The sequence below is a fragment of the Acinetobacter sp. 1566109 genome (genome assembly GCF_000582255.1).
Classification (GTDB): Bacteria; Pseudomonadota; Gammaproteobacteria; order Pseudomonadales; family Moraxellaceae; genus Acinetobacter; species Acinetobacter nosocomialis.
In genome coordinates this window covers 48,788-65,824 of sequence record NZ_JEYB01000005.1, presented here as the reverse complement: position 1 = coordinate 65,824, position 17,037 = coordinate 48,788, and the positions used below count along the sequence as shown (strand labels likewise).

Below are 17,037 nucleotides of genomic sequence, written 5' to 3'. Positions count from 1 at the left end.
AATAAGTTGGAGTTTGGGAATGAATATACCCTTAATCATCAATATTGTGGTTTTTGTCGGGTTAATATTTTTACTCGCCCAAACACGTAAAACGGACTGGAGCTTGTCTAAAAAAGTTCTTGCCGGCTTAGTTCTAGGTGTGGTGTTTGGCTTAGGACTACATTTGATTTATGGCGGTGGCCATCCGATTCTTGCTGAATCTATTAGCTGGTTTAATATTGTTGGTAACGGCTATGTAAAACTTTTACAAATGGTCGTGATGCCTTTGGTCTTTGTTTCGATTTTAGGTGCGGTAGCGAAGCTGCACCAAGCTTCTTCTTTAGGAAAAATCAGCTTCTATACCATCGGAACTTTGTTATTTACGACACTCATCGCTGCGCTGGTTGGGGTATTTGTGACGAACTTATTTGGTTTAACTGCCAAAGGTTTGGTACAAGGGGCTGCAGAAACAGCTCGACTTACCGCGATTCAGACTGACTATGTGGGTAAAGTAACAGACTTAAGCGTACCGCAATTTATACTTTCTTTTATTCCGAGTAACCCTTTTGCTGAGTTAACGGGTGCAAATCCGACTTCAATTATTAGCGTGGTTATCTTTGCTGTATTTTTAGGGATAGCAGCACTCAACTTGATGAAAGATGATGCAGAAAAAGGTCAACGTATTCTGACGGCTATTCAGACTTTACAGTCATGGGTCATGAAGCTTGTTCGTTTAGTAATGACGCTTACACCGTATGGTGTTTTTGCTCTCATGACAAAAGTTGTGGCAAGTTCAAATGTTGCGGATATCTTGAACCTAGGCGGTTTCTTGGTCGCGTCTTATTTAGGCTTGGCGATTATGTTTGTCGTACATGCCATTATTTTGACTCTGACTGGTGTTTCTCCCCTTAAGTTCTTCAAGAAAGTTGCTCCAGTTCTTACATTCGCGTTTACGAGTCGTTCAAGTGCAGCAAGTATTCCACTTAGCATTGAAGCGCAAACTCGTCGTTTAGGCGTGCCTGAGTCTATTGCAAGTTTCTCTGCTTCTTTTGGTGCCACTATTGGACAAAATGGTTGTGCGGGTTTATATCCAGCCATGCTCGCAGTCATGGTTGCGCCAACTATGGGTATTAACACCCTAGACCCAATGTGGATTGCTTCGTTAGTGGGTATTGTCACTTTAAGTTCAATTGGCGTCGCTGGTGTTGGTGGTGGTGCAACTTTCGCAGCATTGATCGTACTTCCTGCGATGGGCTTACCTGTAACTTTAGTTGCACTTCTTATTTCAATTGAACCGTTAATTGATATGGGTCGTACTGCGTTAAACGTAAATGGTTCGATGACTGCTGGTGTAGTTACAAGCCAATTTATGGGGCAGACCGACAAAGCTATAATGAATAGCGAAGATGAAATTGAATTAACTCAACATCATTAAAAGTTAATATTAAAATGGCTCATCCAGTCTGGATGAGCCGTTTTTTTATATACGTAAATTGCTACTGTGATGTTAATTTTAAAAAAACTGTATCTGTTTTTCTTTTAAATAATTTTTAAAAATGAGTCTATTAAGAAAGAGAGCACTAACATGAAAATGTATCAAGTCGATGCTTTTACCAAAGAATTATTTCGTGGAAACCCTGCTGCTGTAGTAGTTGAAAAAGAGTGGCTAGATGCAGATTTAATGCAAAAGATAGCGCTTGAAAATAACTTATCCGAAACTGCTTTTGTAAAAATTATAGACTCTGAAAATTATGAAATCCGTTGGTTTACTCCAACAGTTGAAGTCGATTTTTGTGGACATGCGACTCTTGCCAGTGCGTTCGTATTATTTAAAGATTATACCGAGAAAAAGACTCTTAATTTTCATGTACGAAACTTAGGCCTATTTGTCGTTCATCGAGATGAAGACGGCAAAATCAGAATGAATTTTCCAATTCGTAAGGCTCATCAAGTTGAAGATTATCCGGCTGTTTTACGTCAAGCATTAACAAAACCGTTTAAAGTGGTTTATCAAAATGTTCAAGCCTACATTGTTGAATATGAATCAGTTCAAGATGTGTTAGATGAGAAGCCTGACATGAATTTGCTTAAAGCCTTAGGTAAGCGGACTGCGATTACCACCAGTGGTCTTGATGTAGCAATAACGTCAAGAGCAGATCAAGACTATGATTGCGTATCGCGTTACTTTGCTCCTGTCGCAGGTATAGAAGAAGATCCTGTTACAGGTTCAATTCTTACCGCAATAGCACCGCTATGGGCAGAGAAACTCGCTAAAAATAATATTACTGCTTATCAGGCTTCTAACCGTGGAGGCGTTTTGTATTGTAATGTCTTAAATCAGGAGCGTATTGAAATTTCAGGCTATGGCAAACTTTATATGCAAGCAGAAATTTTTCCTTAAAATATAAGGCCGTTTAAATAAACGGCTTTTTTTTCAAATCTTTACTATTAATGTCAGCTTAAATTTCCTACTATAGTCCCACAACTATTGATTTTTTATTATTCAAATTAATTGGTATTTATATGTTTATGCAGTTTAAACAACTGACTCTCTCCCTATGTATTCTTGGTTTAAGTGCTGCGTCTTTTGCACAAACAACATTAGTAAAAAGTAAGCAAAATATTGAGGAATATAAATTAGATAATGGTTTTCGGGTCGTACTTGCCCCGAATGACAAAGAAAATAAAATCTTTATTAATACCATCTATTTGACAGGTTCTTTAAATGATCCGCAAGGTAAAGGTGGCTTAGCACATTTACTTGAGCATTTGGCCTTTAAAGGCACGCAAAATGTAAAAGGTGAAGAATTCCAACGCCGTTTAGATCAATATACATTAATGACGAACGCGAGCACGGATTACTATTCAACTAAATACACGAATATTGTCCGTCCAGAAAAAACTGCACTTGATCAAGTACTGTATCTTGAATCTGAGCGTATGGACAAATTGGTTTTACAAGAAAAATTTGTTCCTTCTGAAATTGAAATCGTAAAGCGTGAACGTGAAGTCCGTATGGATCAGCCTTTTGCTGTTTTAATGGATCAAATGTGGAAATCGGCTTATGGAAACCAGTATTTAGGACGATTACCGATTGGTGATTTGCCAGAGCTTAAGTCAATTAAAATGCCGGAATTGAACCAGTTCTACCGTAGTTGGTACGCACCTAATAATGCGGTCATGGTGATTTCAGGTAAGTTTGATAAAACTGATGTTTTAAAAACGATAGACCAATATTTTAGTCCAATTCCTGCGCGAGCTGTGCCTAAGCGTGTTCAGGTGCCTGTGTTAGATTCTACAAAAATAAAGAATCGTGAATTTGTGGTGAAAAAAGGCAGTGATTTAGCCAAATTCCATATTTATATGAATGGAAAAAACATCAAAATTCAGCCGACACTGGCTTTAGCACCAATGTTATATACCATGCAGCCAAGTGGTCATTTGTACCAGAATATGGTTGAAACAGGCATTAGCACAGACGTTCAGGCATCAACTTGGTTAGACCAAGATTTTAATGTTGTATTTTTAGGGGCGGTCTACTCACCTAAAAACGACCCCAACAAAGTAGAAAGCGCTTTGCTCTCTGGAATTGAAAAAGGTAAACCTTTTACAGAGACTGAGCTAAAACGTGTAAAAAGTTTAATGAAAACACAAAGCGAGTTAGTCAATAAAGACGCCGTTGCTTTGGGTTCTCGTTTAAGTGATTACAGCGTAGCTGGTGGGCAGTGGGATCAATATTTTAAAGATTTAGATGCAGTTGAGAAAGTGAAGCTCAATGACGTAAATCAAACCTTAAAACAGTTCCTTATTGCTGGGCATCGTATTGATGGCGATATTTTGCCAACACCTGAAGATCAAAAGAAAGCATTACAACTCGACCCAAAAGATAAACCTAAAACTTTAGATCAGACAGATGCTAAACCAGAACCTTTAAAAGACCCGAAAGTTTATCAAGAAGAAGTTAACGAGTTTTTAAAAACTTCTAAGCAATATGCTGAGAGTAATGAGAAAAAGATTATTCGTGGAAAACTTAAAAATGGAATGAAGTATGCTTTGTTCCCTGTGGAAACCCGTGATGATCGTACCTATGCCACCATTACTATGGATTTTGGTACAGAAAAATCTTTATTTAATAAAGGCACGGTAGTTGATTTAACTTCGTATTTATTACTTCGTGGTTCTGATAAATATAGCTTGCAAGATATTGCCGATAAATCGATTGATGCTGGTGGCGCGGCTTATGCGAGTGCTGACGGCAATGGCATGACCATTAATATTCAATCTAAAACTGAAAAGTTTGATGAATTCTTCAAGTTTGTTCTAGAGGTTATGAAAAACCCTAAATTTGAACAATCTCAATTCGATTTAATTAAATCTCAAAGCTTATCTAGTCTTGATCGACCTTATACAGAACCTGATGTAGTTGCAGGTTTAACGTTGTCACGTTTAGTTGAAGAATATCAGCCAGGTGATTTACGCTACCACTTTGAACCTGAGTTAGCCAAAAAACAATTAAAGGATGTGACCCAAGAACAAGTCAAAGAGTTATATCAGCATTTCTTTGCAATGAACCATGCCCAAATTGCAATTACTGGCGCATTTGATGCCAAAAAAATGAAAAAACTATTAAATCAGGAGTTTGGTAGTTGGAACAGTAAACAACCATATGAAAAAATCTTAATTCAACACGTCGATTTTCCTGCTCAGCAAGTACATGCTTTATCTGAACAACGTGAGTTTGGTAGTTATCAAAGCGTACTTGCGATACCGGTTGGAAAAAATCATCCGGATGCATCTGCCTTAATTTTAATGAATTATATTTTAGGTGATTCTCAAATTTCTTCGCGTTTGGCTCAAGAGCTTCGTGAAAAAAATGCATTAGTTTATGGTTTTGGAACAGGACTGCAACTTGATCAGGACACCAATGTGGGTGCATTAAGTATTAGTGCAAACTATACGGCGGGGCGTTCGGCACAAGTTTCTGCTTCAGTTCATAAGGTATTAAATGACTTATTAACCAATGGTATTACCGAGCAAGAGCTTGCAGCAGCTAAAGCAGATCTCATGAAAAAACGTGTTACTGCATTAGAGGATGAGCGTAATATTCACGGTATGTTAAATATTGAGCTTGAGTCAGGTAAAACATTACTGGATCGTGTTAAGCATGATCAAGATTTAACAAAGCTAACTGTTGCTGATGTGAATGCAGTCATTAAAAAATATATTAAACTTTCCAATCTCGTTGAAGTGATGGCTGACCAATATGGCCAAGCGCAAAAGCAATAAATGACTTGCCAAATAAAAAGCCACATGAAGTGGCTTTTTATTTGGGTATTTAAAATTTATTAATGATCATGGTCATGCTTATGAGTATGAAAATCTTCATTCTTACGGAAACGTAAATAGTTTTCGAACTGTTCACAGTACTCATCAAAGTTATCTTCAAGCATCATTTGAAATTGTTGAAGCAGATAAGACATCACTTGCTCTTTTGCATCACGCATTTCATTGCCATCTTTAAAATTATTGGCAGCGACCCATGTATTAAAACGGGCAGTTGCAAATAACATCGCAGCACTCACTTGTCCGCGAAGCTCAGCTGGATCAGGTTTTTGGCCTTTAGGCGGGCGACAAAAATCATTCGCTTGTTTAATGAATTCATCCGCACGCTCAAAGAAAACAGCATTTAACGCTTCTTCTTCAGTAATATCTGTTGCATTAATCTTTTGAGACATGACTTATTCCCGCAAAAATAGAGCTGCTTATTATAGGCAAAGCCTTGCGGAAACAAAACCTTTGCCTTAGTCTGTAAATAGCCTAAGTATTGGGAGTTATAATATGCAAGATGCAATTGCCGTTCAAAGTCTAAAAACAGACATTGCTTTATTACGTCAGCATGTTTTTCCGCCCCAGTATTTGGAGCATGTCGAAGGGCTACCAATTTATTATGGTTTGCAAGAAGAAGTCTTAGCCTATTATCAACAATGGAAAGATTTAATAGAAAGGGCACAAGAGCTTTTTCAGCCTTTTATGGAAGATGAATTACCAGATGCGATTCATTTACCGAGTCATTTAAATTTACCTTTATTCTTTTTCCATGTAGACCGAATTCGTATTAATAAAACACGCGCAAAAGAATCTAAAACTTTCCGTGGTGTGGCCAGTCTTATTGAAAAATGTGGACAGTTTGACACAGACCAGATTTTTACCATGCAAGAATGGTTGCAAAGCGACGACACGGCAGCATTAGTTGCACACCGCGAATTTATCGATTTAAGAACTTATGTATTCCAGCATGGTCAAACTGAATATACGCGTTCACGGTTTTATACCAATGGTATTGTGTTGGGGGTAGAGCCACACTTTAAACTTGTTGACGCTCGTGATAAGCCAAGAAAACAGCGTAGTGATAGCTATAGCGACCCATTAGCAGATAATGGTGTATGGAAAGTATTTGGTAAATATAGATAAAAAGTCGCGGCATATTTGTCGCGACTTTAAAATTCTTACCAAAATATTTTTGCCTGTTTAAATTTTTGCAAAGCTTCGGCAGACTGATTTTGTAAATAAGGCTGTTTGGCTTTAACCCATCCTAATGCAAACCAAAAATGTGGGTCATGTTCAGTTGCTTTATTAAATAGATCTTCGGCAATAAACAAGTCGTTATAAAGTCCTAAAGTATTTTGCACAGGCTGTAATTTTTTTAAAAACTGCTGAACATTTTTACGTGGATATAAGCTTGATATAAATTCGATACAGTAACGTAATTGCTTCGCTTTTTTACGTATTTTGTGCTGTTCAGTGACTTCAAGTTCTGTGAAATGCTCGGCATGACTTATGACTTGGTGATGTAACTTGTCTAAGCTTTTTTCTATCTGTTTTTTCAATTTTCCTTTAGCGTTTTGGTTATCTTCTTCTGAATAAGCAAATGCCAGTAATGCGAGCACGAGCTTAACGGTTTCTGCAGATTTAAACAGTGTGGTTAGGTCTTTTAATGGCTGCTCAGAAATAGGTAGCAAAAGTTCAGGTGAACCATGCTGCACAATCATCGGTAAAATTTCAGTACGAATGGCATCTTCGTCTCGCGTGTCTCCAAGCTTGCGGAAAAGCTCGGCAATTTGTTCTTCCCACACAGGATTTAACTCGTCTGACCATGTTGCAAAATGGTGAAGTGCGCTGCGTAAACGGCGTAAGCTCACGCGTGCTTGATGAATGTGTTCAGCGTCTGCAACACCATCAGCAATTGCAGCCATATTCGGCAAGAACTGTCCCAAACAGTTTTCTACAATTTTTTTGAGCGCCTGTTCTGCTGAAACGTCTTTATCTAAGTTCAGATTTTTTGCGTGAACAGCCGGTGAAGCAGCTTGCCCCAATGCAAGTAAATTACCTCGCTCGGCTTTACTTCTAACATCGAGCCAAAGTTCATAACGATTAATCCATTGCTGAGCAAATTGAATAAGTGTTTTAACTGCACCTTGTTTAAGTTCGAACTCAACTTCGCAAATTTTGCTTTGTGCTGTTGCTGTTTTTACGACGCCGTCATCCAGACAGACTTCAATTGCTGTGTCATCTGCTTCAAAAACATGATAAGTACGTTGTACATCAGTCTCAAACTGTAAGCTTAGCTTTTCGACTTCAGAGCCTAAAGCTTGAGTAATCAAATCTGTGACGGCTTTATTGTCTTTATATAACTCAAGGTTTATTTCAGGTTCTTGTTCGCATTTTCCTAAAAAAACTTCTTCTTCAACACGATGTAAATGACTTTGGCCGGCAGCCTTAAAGGTTTGTACCCATAAATCATTTTCTTTACGTAAACGTAGAGCCATGCCATTTTTTGCGAGTAGGCGATTTGGTGTATCGTAATACTTGGCCTGTAAATGAATATGCTGCGCTTTATGCTTTTTTAAATACTGCTGAACAGTTTTTTTCTTCGATTCAGGTAACTGAAACTTAAGCTCAACTTCAACCATAATGGATCTCCCTGAATCAGGTATTTAAACTATCTTGAATAAGTATAATAGCTTAGCGCTAAAAATAATGTTTTTGATAGAGAAAGTTACAATCAAACATATGACGCTACACTTTTATTTAGGTGTACAATCAGGTGATGTTTTGATCAAATAAAAATCAGGAAGATGATCGTGAATGCACCAGTAAACTTTAGCCATGAAACTCAGCCAGAGTTTGAGTTACCGATTAAAAACTATCAGGAATTTTATCGTTTTTACTTAACCGAACACCGTAACATTATGAGCAGACGCTTACATGTGGTGGGAAGTAGCATTGGTCTATACTTTTTTTCAAAAGCGATTCGTAAGAAACAAGCTAAATATGTGCTCTATGGTTTGGTAGCGGGTTATGCAAATGCATGGGTTGGACATTTTGTGTTTGAAAAAAATAAGCCTGCCAGCTTTAAACAGCCACTTTATAGCTTTATTTCTGATTGGCGAATGCTTTCGGATGTTGCAATGGGTCGATTAAGTTTGATTGATCGCAAGCATGATAAAATTCCAAGTTAATTTATTTATTTTTTTAAATATACCGATTGGTACTGGTAAGCCTATATCAATCGGTACTTATGATGACTTATAAATCCGTTATACTAGCGAAGTTTTCAAAAGCGAGAGTAGAGTATGCGCGGTTTATATCTCATTACCAATGATGACCCAATCGAATTATTATTAGAAAAACTAGACGCTGCACTCGCAACCCATCAAATCGCAATTTTACAGTACCGCCGTAAAAAAGTAGACAAAGCCGATCAGCCTGCTGAAGTTGAACAGATTAAAGGTTTATGTGAAAAATATCAGGTTCCTTTTGTCATTAATGATGATCTAAAACTGGCTGCAAAGTTTGGTTTAGGTGTGCATTTAGGACAAAGTGACGGTGAAATTACCGATGCAAAATCACAGTTACCAGAAGGTGTCATTATTGGTCGTACTTGCCTAAACTCATTAGAACTTGCCCAAAAAGCAATTGCCGATGGCGCAACTTATGTTGCCTTTGGCGCTGTGTATGCAACTGCGACTAAACCGGAAGCAGGTAATGTAGGTATAGAAGTGATTAGGCAAGCAGCAGCTCAGTATGATTTACCTATTTGTGCAATTGGTGGTTTAACAGTTGAAAACTCAAAACCCGTGATTGAGGCCGGAGCTGACCTCTGTGCAGTCATTAGTGATATATTAGGTCGATCAACTGCTGAAATTCCTGCCCGTGTACAAGCATGGGCACAATTATTTTCTTAAGCTTTCAAAATTATTTTTAGATATTTAAGACGAGCATTTCCATGAGTTTATCTCCAAAGCAAGAACAGTTATTTAAACAAGCCAGCAAACACATTCCAGGTGGTGTGAACTCTCCGGTACGTGCCTTTAATGGCGTTGGAGGAACACCGGTTTTCATCGAGAAAGCCAAAGGTGCGTATTTATGGGATGTAGATGGCAAGCGCTATGTAGATTATGTTGGCTCTTGGGGACCAATGATTTTGGGTCATGCTCATCCAGATATTATTAAAGCTGTACAAACAGCAGCAGAAGATGGTTTAAGTTTTGGTGCACCAACCGTACACGAAACTACCTTGGCAGATATCATTTGTGAAATCATGCCATCTATTGAATTGGTACGTATGACCAACTCTGGTACAGAAGCAACTATGACTGCTATTCGTTTAGCACGTGGTTATACTGGCCGTGACAAGATCGTGAAGTTTGAAGGTTGTTACCATGGGCACTCTGACTCTTTATTGGTAAAAGCAGGTTCTGGTTTATTAACTAAAGGTGAGGGTGAACCAACATCGAAAGGTGTACCAGCTGACTTCGCTAAACACACTTTAACGCTGCCATATAACGATATTGCAGCATTAAAAGAATGCTTTGCAAAATTTGGTCATGAAATTGCGGGTGTCATTATTGAACCTGTCGCAGGTAACATGAATATGGTGAAACCAATTGATGGTTTCTTACAAGCGATTCGTGATGTGTGTGATGAATATAAATCTGTATTCATTATTGATGAAGTAATGACTGGTTTCCGTGTTGCATTAGGCGGTGCTCAGTCAGTTTACAACGTTAAACCTGACTTAACGACTTTGGGTAAAATTATTGGCGCGGGCTTACCTGTAGGTGCATTTGGTGGTAAGCGAGAAATCATGGAATGCATCGCACCTTTAGGTGGTGTATACCAAGCGGGAACTTTATCTGGTAACCCACTTGCTATGCGCGCAGGTATTGAAATGTTCAAACATTTACGTCAACCGGATTTTTACAGCAAATTATCGGCTCAACTTGAAAAGTTACTTGCAGGCTTACAAGCAGCAGCAGATGAAGCAGGTATTCCATTTAAAACTCAGCAAGCGGGCGCAATGTTTGGCCTTTACTTTACCGACCAAGAAGATATTACAAGCTTTGACTCAATGTTGGCATGTGATATTGAAGCTTTCAAAAAGTTCTTCCATGGCATGTTAAAGCGCGGTGTAAACTTGGCGCCGTCAGCATTTGAAGCAGGCTTTATTTCATCTGCTCATTCAGATGAAGATATCGAATATACGATTCAGGCTGCAAAAGAAACCTTCGCTGAAATGAAGTAAGCAAAAAGGCCCGTTTTAAACGGGCCTTTTAATTTGAGCTATTTTTATATTTGTAGAGAACAATGTTTTATCCCTTACCTCGAAAAATCCAGTTAGCCGCAAGTACTTCAAATTGGCCTATTGAATCTACGCATAGCATTTTGCTCATGGTTGGGTTAAATGAACTTGAAAATACCCCTGAATGGATGAACCAACCATTAGCCGATCATTTAGAAATGCTAAGCAAAAGAGCACAGGCACTCGAAATTCCAGTTATGATGATTCAGTCATCTCAACTTCAACAGGCCATGTTACAGCTTGGGCAACAGTTGTCATCAAACCCTCAGGCACAAGTGATAATGGCGGGAAATTTAACACCGCTATTTAAGCAAGTCATGCAGCTTGTTTTATCGATTACAGATTATGTAGCCGTTGTAAATGATGCGATTTTGGCGAGTAGTTTAGAGCAGCATATACAATGGATTGAAAAAATCAGTTTTGACTCCATTCAACATATAAACACACAGACTTTAATGCGCTTATGGTCTTTAAGTGCACCGTCGTCACAGGTGTTGTCCGATAAGGGAATTTTATTGGCAGTTGCTGAACAGGTTGGGCGGCATCCAATGGAAATTCATCCCGAAATAGATTTAAGAAACTATGGTCTAGACACTGCTGGAGTTAATTATCTGGTGGAATTATGGCGTGCGAACGGTGCGAGTCTAAGTGCTGAAGAGCTGATGCAAACACCTACGTTGCAACATATTATGCAGTTATTGAAGCACTAATCGGCTTTAGCCATAAACTGAATCATAATATTTGCAAATTCTGTTGTTAATTTACCCGAACGGCATTGTAATTCGGACGTAAGCTTTTTATTATTGCCCGCTTGTTTTTCATCTTACCTTGGGAATACAACTTTGAGTGATTTTCTAAGTGAACATCTGATCTATCGTGATGATGATTTTATGGTGATTCATAAACCTTCGGACATTTTGAGTGTGCCAGGGAAAGGTGATTTACATGACAGCGTTTTGACAAGACTGGTGACAATTGAACCACGAACTTTGCTCATTCACCGCCTTGACCGTGATACCTCGGGTATTTTGGTTTTTGGGTTATCTAAGCGTGGACAAAGTGCGATTGCACGCCAATTTCAAGACCGTCAAACTTCGAAAATATATGAAGCGTTAGTCGCAGGCCATCTACATGGCGAAGGGACTGTTGATATCCCTGTCGTCTATGACCCGAGTCGACCACCTTTACATATTGTCGACGCTTCTCATAATAAACCTGCTTTAACACATTGGCAGGCGATCGAACATTTCCAGATTCAGGGACAACCGGTTACGCGTGTCAAATTAACACCGATTACCGGACGTTCTCATCAACTCCGTGTACACATGCAATATCTGGGACATCCGATTGTAGGTGATACATTGTATGCAACACCGGAACAATTACTTGTTCCTCGTCTGTGCTTGCATGCCAAACAGTTAAGCTTTAATCATCCTGTCACAGGGGAATCATTAACGTTTAACTGTCCTGTACCGTTTTAATGTAAAAACTTTCAATGAGTAATTTTTGTAGCGAAATAATTTAATTGGTTTCTGCTGCAAAATTTTGCTTTAAAGACTACATAAAAAGATGCAAAAATAAGCTAATTTGCATCGTACAATATGTAGTGCGAACTTGAGAAAAAGGTGGAAAAATTGCAGCAGTATGCTATTGGTCAACGTTGGCTATCAGATACAGAGACTGAGCTCGGTTTAGGCGTTCTTATTGATGTAGATGAAAGATCTGTCAGCATTTTATTCCCCAAGAGTGATGAAACGCGTGTCTATGCACGTAATAACGCACCATTATCTCGTATCATCTTTAACACAAACGATGAAGTTCAAGATCAAGAAGGCCAAAAGTGGATTGTTGAGTCGGTTGAAGACCGCCATGGCGTTTTGCGTTACAACGTAGTTCGTACCTTAGAAAATGGCGAACAAGAACGTAAAGCGCTCAATGAAACTCGTATCGGTGCACAAATTCAATTATCAAAACCCTTAGATCGTTTGCTAGCAAGCCAGATCGATTATAAAGAGTGGTATGACTTACGCATTGAAGCCATGCTAATGCAAGCGCAAATGCAAACCAGTCCATTACGCGGCTTGGTTGGTGCACGCGTTGGTTTAATCCCACATCAACTCTATATTGCACATGAAGTCGGTAAACGTTTTGCACCACGTGTTTTACTTGCCGATGAAGTAGGTTTAGGTAAAACAATTGAAGCTGGTTTGATTATCCATCAACAGCTTAAAACTGGTCGTTCAGAACGTATCCTCATCTTAGTCCCTGATTCGCTGCAATATCAGTGGATGATTGAAATGCGTCGCCGTTTCAACTTGCAATTTTCTCTGTTCGATTTAACCCGTACTGCGTCTATTAAAGAACATGATCCAGAGCTTAACCCGTTCTTAACTGAGCAATGCATTATTGCCAGCGTCGACTTGATGGTGGACCATGACGATTTACGTGAGCAAGCACTAGAAGCTGGTTTCGATTTACTCGTTGTCGATGAAGCGCATCATTTAATGTGGAGCGAAGAAGAAGGCGGTAATGATCGTTACGACTTAGTTGAAGAGCTTGCCGAAAATACGGCTGGTGTATTACTTCTTACAGCAACACCTGAACAGCTTGGTGTAGAAAGTCACTTTGCACGCTTACGTTTGTTAGATCCGCAGCGCTTTAGCAGTTTAGAGCGTTTCTTGGATGAAGAAGCGCAATATCAGCAAACTGCTCAAGTTGCAGAAGTATTGATGTCAGATGAACCTTTAACTCAAGAGCATTTAACTGCTTTAGAGGGTTTATTGGGTCATTCAATTGAAGATCAGCCTGAACAACGTTTCAGAGCGATTCATGAGTTGTTAGACCGTCATGGTACAGGTCGTATTTTATTCCGTAATACGCGTGAAGCGATTCAAGGTTTCCCAGGTCGTGATTGCCAACCAGCACCTTTGCCAGCGCCAGAAGATTGGTCAAAAGACGGTAAACTACGTGAGCAAATGTGGCCAGAAGAAGCACAAATTGATGGATCATGGATGCAAAATGACCCACGTGTGCCATGGTTAATGGAAATTCTACGTAAAGAACTTAAACATAAAAAAGTTCTTTTAATTGCACGTAGTGGTCCTGTAGTTGAATCTTTAGAAAGCGCACTTCGTTTGCATGCAGGTATTCGTACTGCAATGTTCCATGAAGGCATGAGTTTACTTGAGCGTGACCAAGCAGCTGCTTACTTTGCAGAAGAAAGCTATGGTGCTCAAATTTTACTGTGTTCTGAAATTGGTTCAGAAGGTCGTAACTTCCAGTTTGCGAGTGATCTCATTTTATTTGATTTGCCTGCAAACCCAGATGTTTTAGAACAACGTATTGGTCGTTTAGACCGTATTGGTCAAGAAAACCGTATTCAAATTCATGTACCTTACTTAATGGGCACCGCTCAAGAGCGTATGTTCCGTTGGTACAATGAAGCATTAAATATTTTTAGCAATATTTCTCCGACAGCTCAAACGCTGCAAGAAAACTTTATTGTTGAATTAAAAGACTGCTTGCTTTCAGATCAAGGCCAAACATTCGAAGACTTACTCGAAGAAGTCAATGTTCAACGTCAAGCTTTAGAAACAGAGTTACAAGCTGGTCGAGATCGCTTGCTTGAATACAACTCATGTCGTCCTATCGTTGCACAAGAAATTGTTCAAGCCTTAGAAGACTACGATGACAACACAACATTACCTATGTTTGTGAAGCGTTTTATGTCTTCAACCAATATCGATTTTGATGAGCAAAGTAACGGTACTGTTATTATTCGTCCAACAGACCAGATGCAAGTACAAGGTTTGGCACTAGACGAAGAGGGCATGACTGCGACGTTCTATCGTGATCAAGCACAAATGCGTGAAGACGCTCAATACCTGACCTTAGAGCATCCGTTCATTGAAAGTGTAATGGAAATGATCCGTACACAATCCTTCGGTAGTACTAATGTTGCTGTTCTTAAGTCAAATGCATTAAAGCAAGGTTCTGTATTACTTGAAGTTTGGTTTAAAGTTGATGTAGTTGCACCAAAATCTTTGAACTTGCCATCAAGCTTACCGAAACAGCTCATTCGCGTGTTGTTAAGTGAAAATGGTCAGGACTTGTCTGAAAAGATCGATCCAACCATTTTAAAACCATATTTGCACCATTTAGATGGCAATAGCTGCCGCCAAGTGGTTAAAGCTCGCCGTGAAGTAATTGAAGAGCGTTATAGACAAGCGCTTGATATTGCTAAAGTAGGCTTGCCACAGTTACAACAGCAGGCAAAAGAGCATTATGGTAGCAAATGGCAATACGAGATTGACCGCTTAACTTATTTAAAACAGTTCAACCCAAGTATTCGTCAAGACGAAATTGAGCGCTTACAGAAGTTGCAAAAAGAAGGCTTGAGTTTACTCGATGGCTTAACTGTAACTCCGGAAGCGATTCAAGTACTTGTGGTGGTTAAACCATAAGTAGGAAATCATAAAAAAGCGCCGTAACGGCGCTTTTTTATTGAGTAAAATTTAACTAAATCATTCTGGCATCTTTTAATTCTAGTTTTAAATAGGCATAAAAGATTGGAGCTGCAATCAGGCCACCTAAACCAAAAATTGACTCAAAAATTAACATTGCCAATAAAATTTCCCATGCATTGGCATTAATTTTATGTCCAATAATTTTCGCATTAATAAAATATTCTAACTTATGTACTAATACGAGATAGAGCAGAGCAACGCCTGCTAGACCGAGTGAAACCGTAAGCGCAGCAATAAATGTGAGCGTATTTGAAATTAAGTTGCCTAAAATCGGAATTAAGCCAAACAAGAAAGTAAGAATGGTTAATGTTTTAGCGAAAGGCAGATGAACACCCCAAATCGGCAATATTACAAATGCAAATAATATAAAGAGCAGCGTATTAATTGCTGAAATTTTAATTTGAGCAAAAACGACGTTTCTAAAAGAAATTGATAACTTTTGAATACGTTGAATGAGTAAAGACTTAAATATAGGCTGTGGTGTTCGACGGTGAAAGCCATGAATAGCCACCAAAATACCAATAATAAGGCCCATAATCATCGTTACGAAGTTATGTAAGATATCGGAACTGGCATTTTTTAATGTCGTCACGTTATCTTTCATAAACGCAAAAATTTCATCTTTTAGTTCTGTAACGCTGTCTGGAATATAACCTGGAAGATATTTGCCAATTTCGGTTTGTAAGTGTAATAGCGTTTGATCGACTTTATTGTTGATATTATGGATACCTACACCTTTTAAGTCATAAACCACAAAGCTAATTAAACTTGTAATGAAAAAGGCGATGAGTGAAACCGTGATAATACTGAGTAAAATACTAATAAAAATGCGGGCTCTTTGACCATCAATATAACGTTCAACAATAGAGCTTAAACTAATAATAATTTCATAAATGAGAAAGCCAGCAAAAAAGCTTGCTAAGAGATGCAAGGGGATAACCGAAAGCAAAAAAATGCCCATCAGAATATAACTTGCAATCAGGCTTTGACGATTACTCAAACTTTGCATGTGAATCCCTAAATATCGTGGGGAAATATGGGTATGTATTGCTAGAATAATAATTACTTATACTCTTGCATGTTGGTTGCTTCAATCTACGAATTATATTTTTATCAAGAAACTGGTATATCTGTATAAAAAATGGCTTGTAAAATCACAAACCATTTTATGTTGAATTTATCGTATTTTTGCTTCGTCTAGATGACGGGCACCTTCTAAAATCATTCTTATCATAATCATGGTTTGTTCTGCGACTTCTGCACGTTGATGAACCGGAAGATCAATCACCTTAGCACCCATATGAAATACAAGTTGCGTAATTGCTTTTGCAACGAGTTCTGGATGGTATAGATGGTTGTTGTTTAATCGCTCTAGACGGATTAAATCTTCTTGTAGTTCTTGTTGGAAGAAGTTGAGCTGGCGGTCTACAGCAGCTTTATAAGAAGCTGAACCTGTAAAGCCTTCGCGTAACAACAAACTTAAATTACCTTCATCTGCATCAAGCTGTTGAAGAAAAATTTCTACCGAACTACGAATAATGCTGTCTTGAAAAGATGCCCGTAGACGAGCTTGACGAATAATCTTACGTAAAACGATACCAGCGCGGTCAATGAGTGAAATGGCTAATTCATCAATATCTTTAAAGTGGCGATAAAAGCTATTTGGTGCAATACCAGCTTCTCTCGCAACTTCACGTAAGCTTAATGAGGCGATACTTTTTTGTGGACCAATCAGGTTAAGTGCAGCCTGAAAAAGTTCCTCTTTAGTAATCGTCGCTTTTCTTCCAACAGAACGCGTTACTGTTTTTATTTCAATGACATCTTGTGAAGAGCTTGTGTCATTTTGGCTCTGAGAAAGTGAGGTTTGGGTCATGCTTTTCAATATATTCT

At 38.7% G+C, this 17,037-nt stretch carries 14 protein-coding genes; 10 read left to right on the top strand and 4 right to left on the bottom strand.

What is annotated here, in order from left to right:
• The first annotated feature begins 19 nt into the window (after positions 1–19).
• The 3 genes from J582_RS08245 (at position 20) to J582_RS08235 (ending at position 5,265) form a co-directional block, all read left to right on the top strand.
• Positions 20–1,414, top strand: coding sequence for an L-cystine transporter (locus tag J582_RS08245; protein ID WP_002052703.1), 1,395 nt, complete (start codon positions 20–22; stop codon positions 1,412–1,414).
• 150 nt (positions 1,415–1,564) lie between these two features.
• Entirely contained in the window at positions 1,565–2,380 is an 816-nt protein-coding gene (locus J582_RS08240) for a PhzF family phenazine biosynthesis protein (protein WP_032047711.1), read from the top strand.
• A gap of 122 nt (positions 2,381–2,502) precedes the next feature.
• The gene (locus tag J582_RS08235; RefSeq protein ID WP_031981761.1) at positions 2,503–5,265 is read left to right on the top strand and encodes a M16 family metallopeptidase; all 2,763 of its coding nucleotides are present in this window, start codon (positions 2,503–2,505) and stop codon (positions 5,263–5,265) included.
• Positions 5,266–5,324: 59 nt separating this feature from the next.
• Here J582_RS08235 and J582_RS08230 read toward each other — a convergent pair whose 3' ends face one another.
• On the bottom strand, positions 5,325–5,714 hold the full coding sequence (locus J582_RS08230; protein WP_002052603.1) for a DUF3144 domain-containing protein: 390 nt from the start codon (positions 5,712–5,714) through the stop codon (positions 5,325–5,327).
• A 103-nt stretch (positions 5,715–5,817) separates the two neighbouring features.
• Here J582_RS08230 and J582_RS08225 point away from each other — a divergent pair, with 103 nt between their 5' ends.
• Positions 5,818–6,450 carry a hypothetical protein gene (locus J582_RS08225; RefSeq protein WP_004885938.1) on the top strand — a complete coding sequence of 211 codons (633 nt, stop codon included), beginning with the start codon at positions 5,818–5,820 and terminating at the stop codon, positions 6,448–6,450.
• A gap of 35 nt (positions 6,451–6,485) precedes the next feature.
• Here J582_RS08225 and J582_RS08220 read toward each other — a convergent pair whose 3' ends face one another.
• On the bottom strand, positions 6,486–7,949 hold the full coding sequence (locus tag J582_RS08220) for a CYTH and CHAD domain-containing protein (protein WP_031981763.1): 1,464 nt from the start codon (positions 7,947–7,949) through the stop codon (positions 6,486–6,488).
• A 165-nt stretch (positions 7,950–8,114) separates the two neighbouring features.
• Here J582_RS08220 and J582_RS08215 point away from each other — a divergent pair, with 165 nt between their 5' ends.
• The 6 genes from J582_RS08215 (at position 8,115) to rapA (ending at position 15,084) form a co-directional block, all read left to right on the top strand.
• Positions 8,115–8,498: a DUF962 domain-containing protein gene (locus J582_RS08215; RefSeq protein WP_022575306.1), complete on the top strand. Its 384-nt coding sequence runs from the start codon at positions 8,115–8,117 to the stop codon at positions 8,496–8,498.
• A gap of 114 nt (positions 8,499–8,612) precedes the next feature.
• Positions 8,613–9,224: a thiamine phosphate synthase gene (gene thiE, locus J582_RS08210; protein ID WP_031981765.1), complete on the top strand. Its 612-nt coding sequence runs from the start codon at positions 8,613–8,615 to the stop codon at positions 9,222–9,224.
• Between the two features lie 41 nt (positions 9,225–9,265).
• On the top strand, positions 9,266–10,564 hold the full coding sequence (hemL, locus tag J582_RS08205; RefSeq protein ID WP_002052888.1) for a glutamate-1-semialdehyde 2,1-aminomutase: 1,299 nt from the start codon (positions 9,266–9,268) through the stop codon (positions 10,562–10,564).
• A 62-nt stretch (positions 10,565–10,626) separates the two neighbouring features.
• A complete protein-coding gene (locus J582_RS08200; RefSeq protein WP_032047710.1) occupies positions 10,627–11,331 on the top strand; it encodes an isochorismatase in 705 nt (234 codons plus the stop codon).
• Between the two features lie 132 nt (positions 11,332–11,463).
• Complete coding sequence (locus tag J582_RS08195; protein WP_031981768.1) at positions 11,464–12,102, top strand: RluA family pseudouridine synthase; 639 nt, start codon at positions 11,464–11,466, stop codon at positions 12,100–12,102.
• 144 nt (positions 12,103–12,246) lie between these two features.
• A complete protein-coding gene (gene rapA / locus J582_RS08190; protein WP_031981770.1) occupies positions 12,247–15,084 on the top strand; it encodes an RNA polymerase-associated protein RapA in 2,838 nt (945 codons plus the stop codon).
• Between the two features lie 55 nt (positions 15,085–15,139).
• Here the strand turns inward: rapA and J582_RS08185 are convergent, their stop codons facing one another.
• Positions 15,140–16,156 carry an AI-2E family transporter gene (locus J582_RS08185; RefSeq protein ID WP_002052593.1) on the bottom strand — a complete coding sequence of 339 codons (1,017 nt, stop codon included), beginning with the start codon at positions 16,154–16,156 and terminating at the stop codon, positions 15,140–15,142.
• Positions 16,157–16,324: 168 nt separating this feature from the next.
• Positions 16,325–17,020, bottom strand: a complete 696-nt coding sequence (gene fabR / locus J582_RS08180) for an HTH-type transcriptional repressor FabR (protein WP_004707630.1) — start codon at positions 17,018–17,020, stop codon at positions 16,325–16,327.
• Positions 17,021–17,037 lie beyond the last annotated feature (17 nt).

Bases quoted from the DNA above. Each gene is read 5' to 3' on its own strand.
- J582_RS08185 (WP_002052593.1), bottom strand. From the start codon at position 16,156: ATGCAAAGTTTGAGTAATCGTCAAAGCCTGATTGCAAGTTATATTCTG.
- J582_RS08235 (WP_031981761.1), top strand. From the start codon at position 2,503: ATGTTTATGCAGTTTAAACAACTGACTCTCTCCCTATGTATTCTTGGT.
- J582_RS08230 (WP_002052603.1), bottom strand. From the start codon at position 5,714: ATGTCTCAAAAGATTAATGCAACAGATATTACTGAAGAAGAAGCGTTA.
- J582_RS08215 (WP_022575306.1), top strand. From the start codon at position 8,115: ATGATCGTGAATGCACCAGTAAACTTTAGCCATGAAACTCAGCCAGAG.
- J582_RS08200 (WP_032047710.1), top strand. From the start codon at position 10,627: ATGTTTTATCCCTTACCTCGAAAAATCCAGTTAGCCGCAAGTACTTCA.
- J582_RS08225 (WP_004885938.1), top strand. From the start codon at position 5,818: ATGCAAGATGCAATTGCCGTTCAAAGTCTAAAAACAGACATTGCTTTA.
- J582_RS08245 (WP_002052703.1), top strand. From the start codon at position 20: ATGAATATACCCTTAATCATCAATATTGTGGTTTTTGTCGGGTTAATA.
- J582_RS08240 (WP_032047711.1), top strand. From the start codon at position 1,565: ATGAAAATGTATCAAGTCGATGCTTTTACCAAAGAATTATTTCGTGGA.
- hemL (WP_002052888.1), top strand. From the start codon at position 9,266: ATGAGTTTATCTCCAAAGCAAGAACAGTTATTTAAACAAGCCAGCAAA.
- J582_RS08220 (WP_031981763.1), bottom strand. From the start codon at position 7,949: ATGGTTGAAGTTGAGCTTAAGTTTCAGTTACCTGAATCGAAGAAAAAA.
- thiE (WP_031981765.1), top strand. From the start codon at position 8,613: ATGCGCGGTTTATATCTCATTACCAATGATGACCCAATCGAATTATTA.
- fabR (WP_004707630.1), bottom strand. From the start codon at position 17,020: ATGACCCAAACCTCACTTTCTCAGAGCCAAAATGACACAAGCTCTTCA.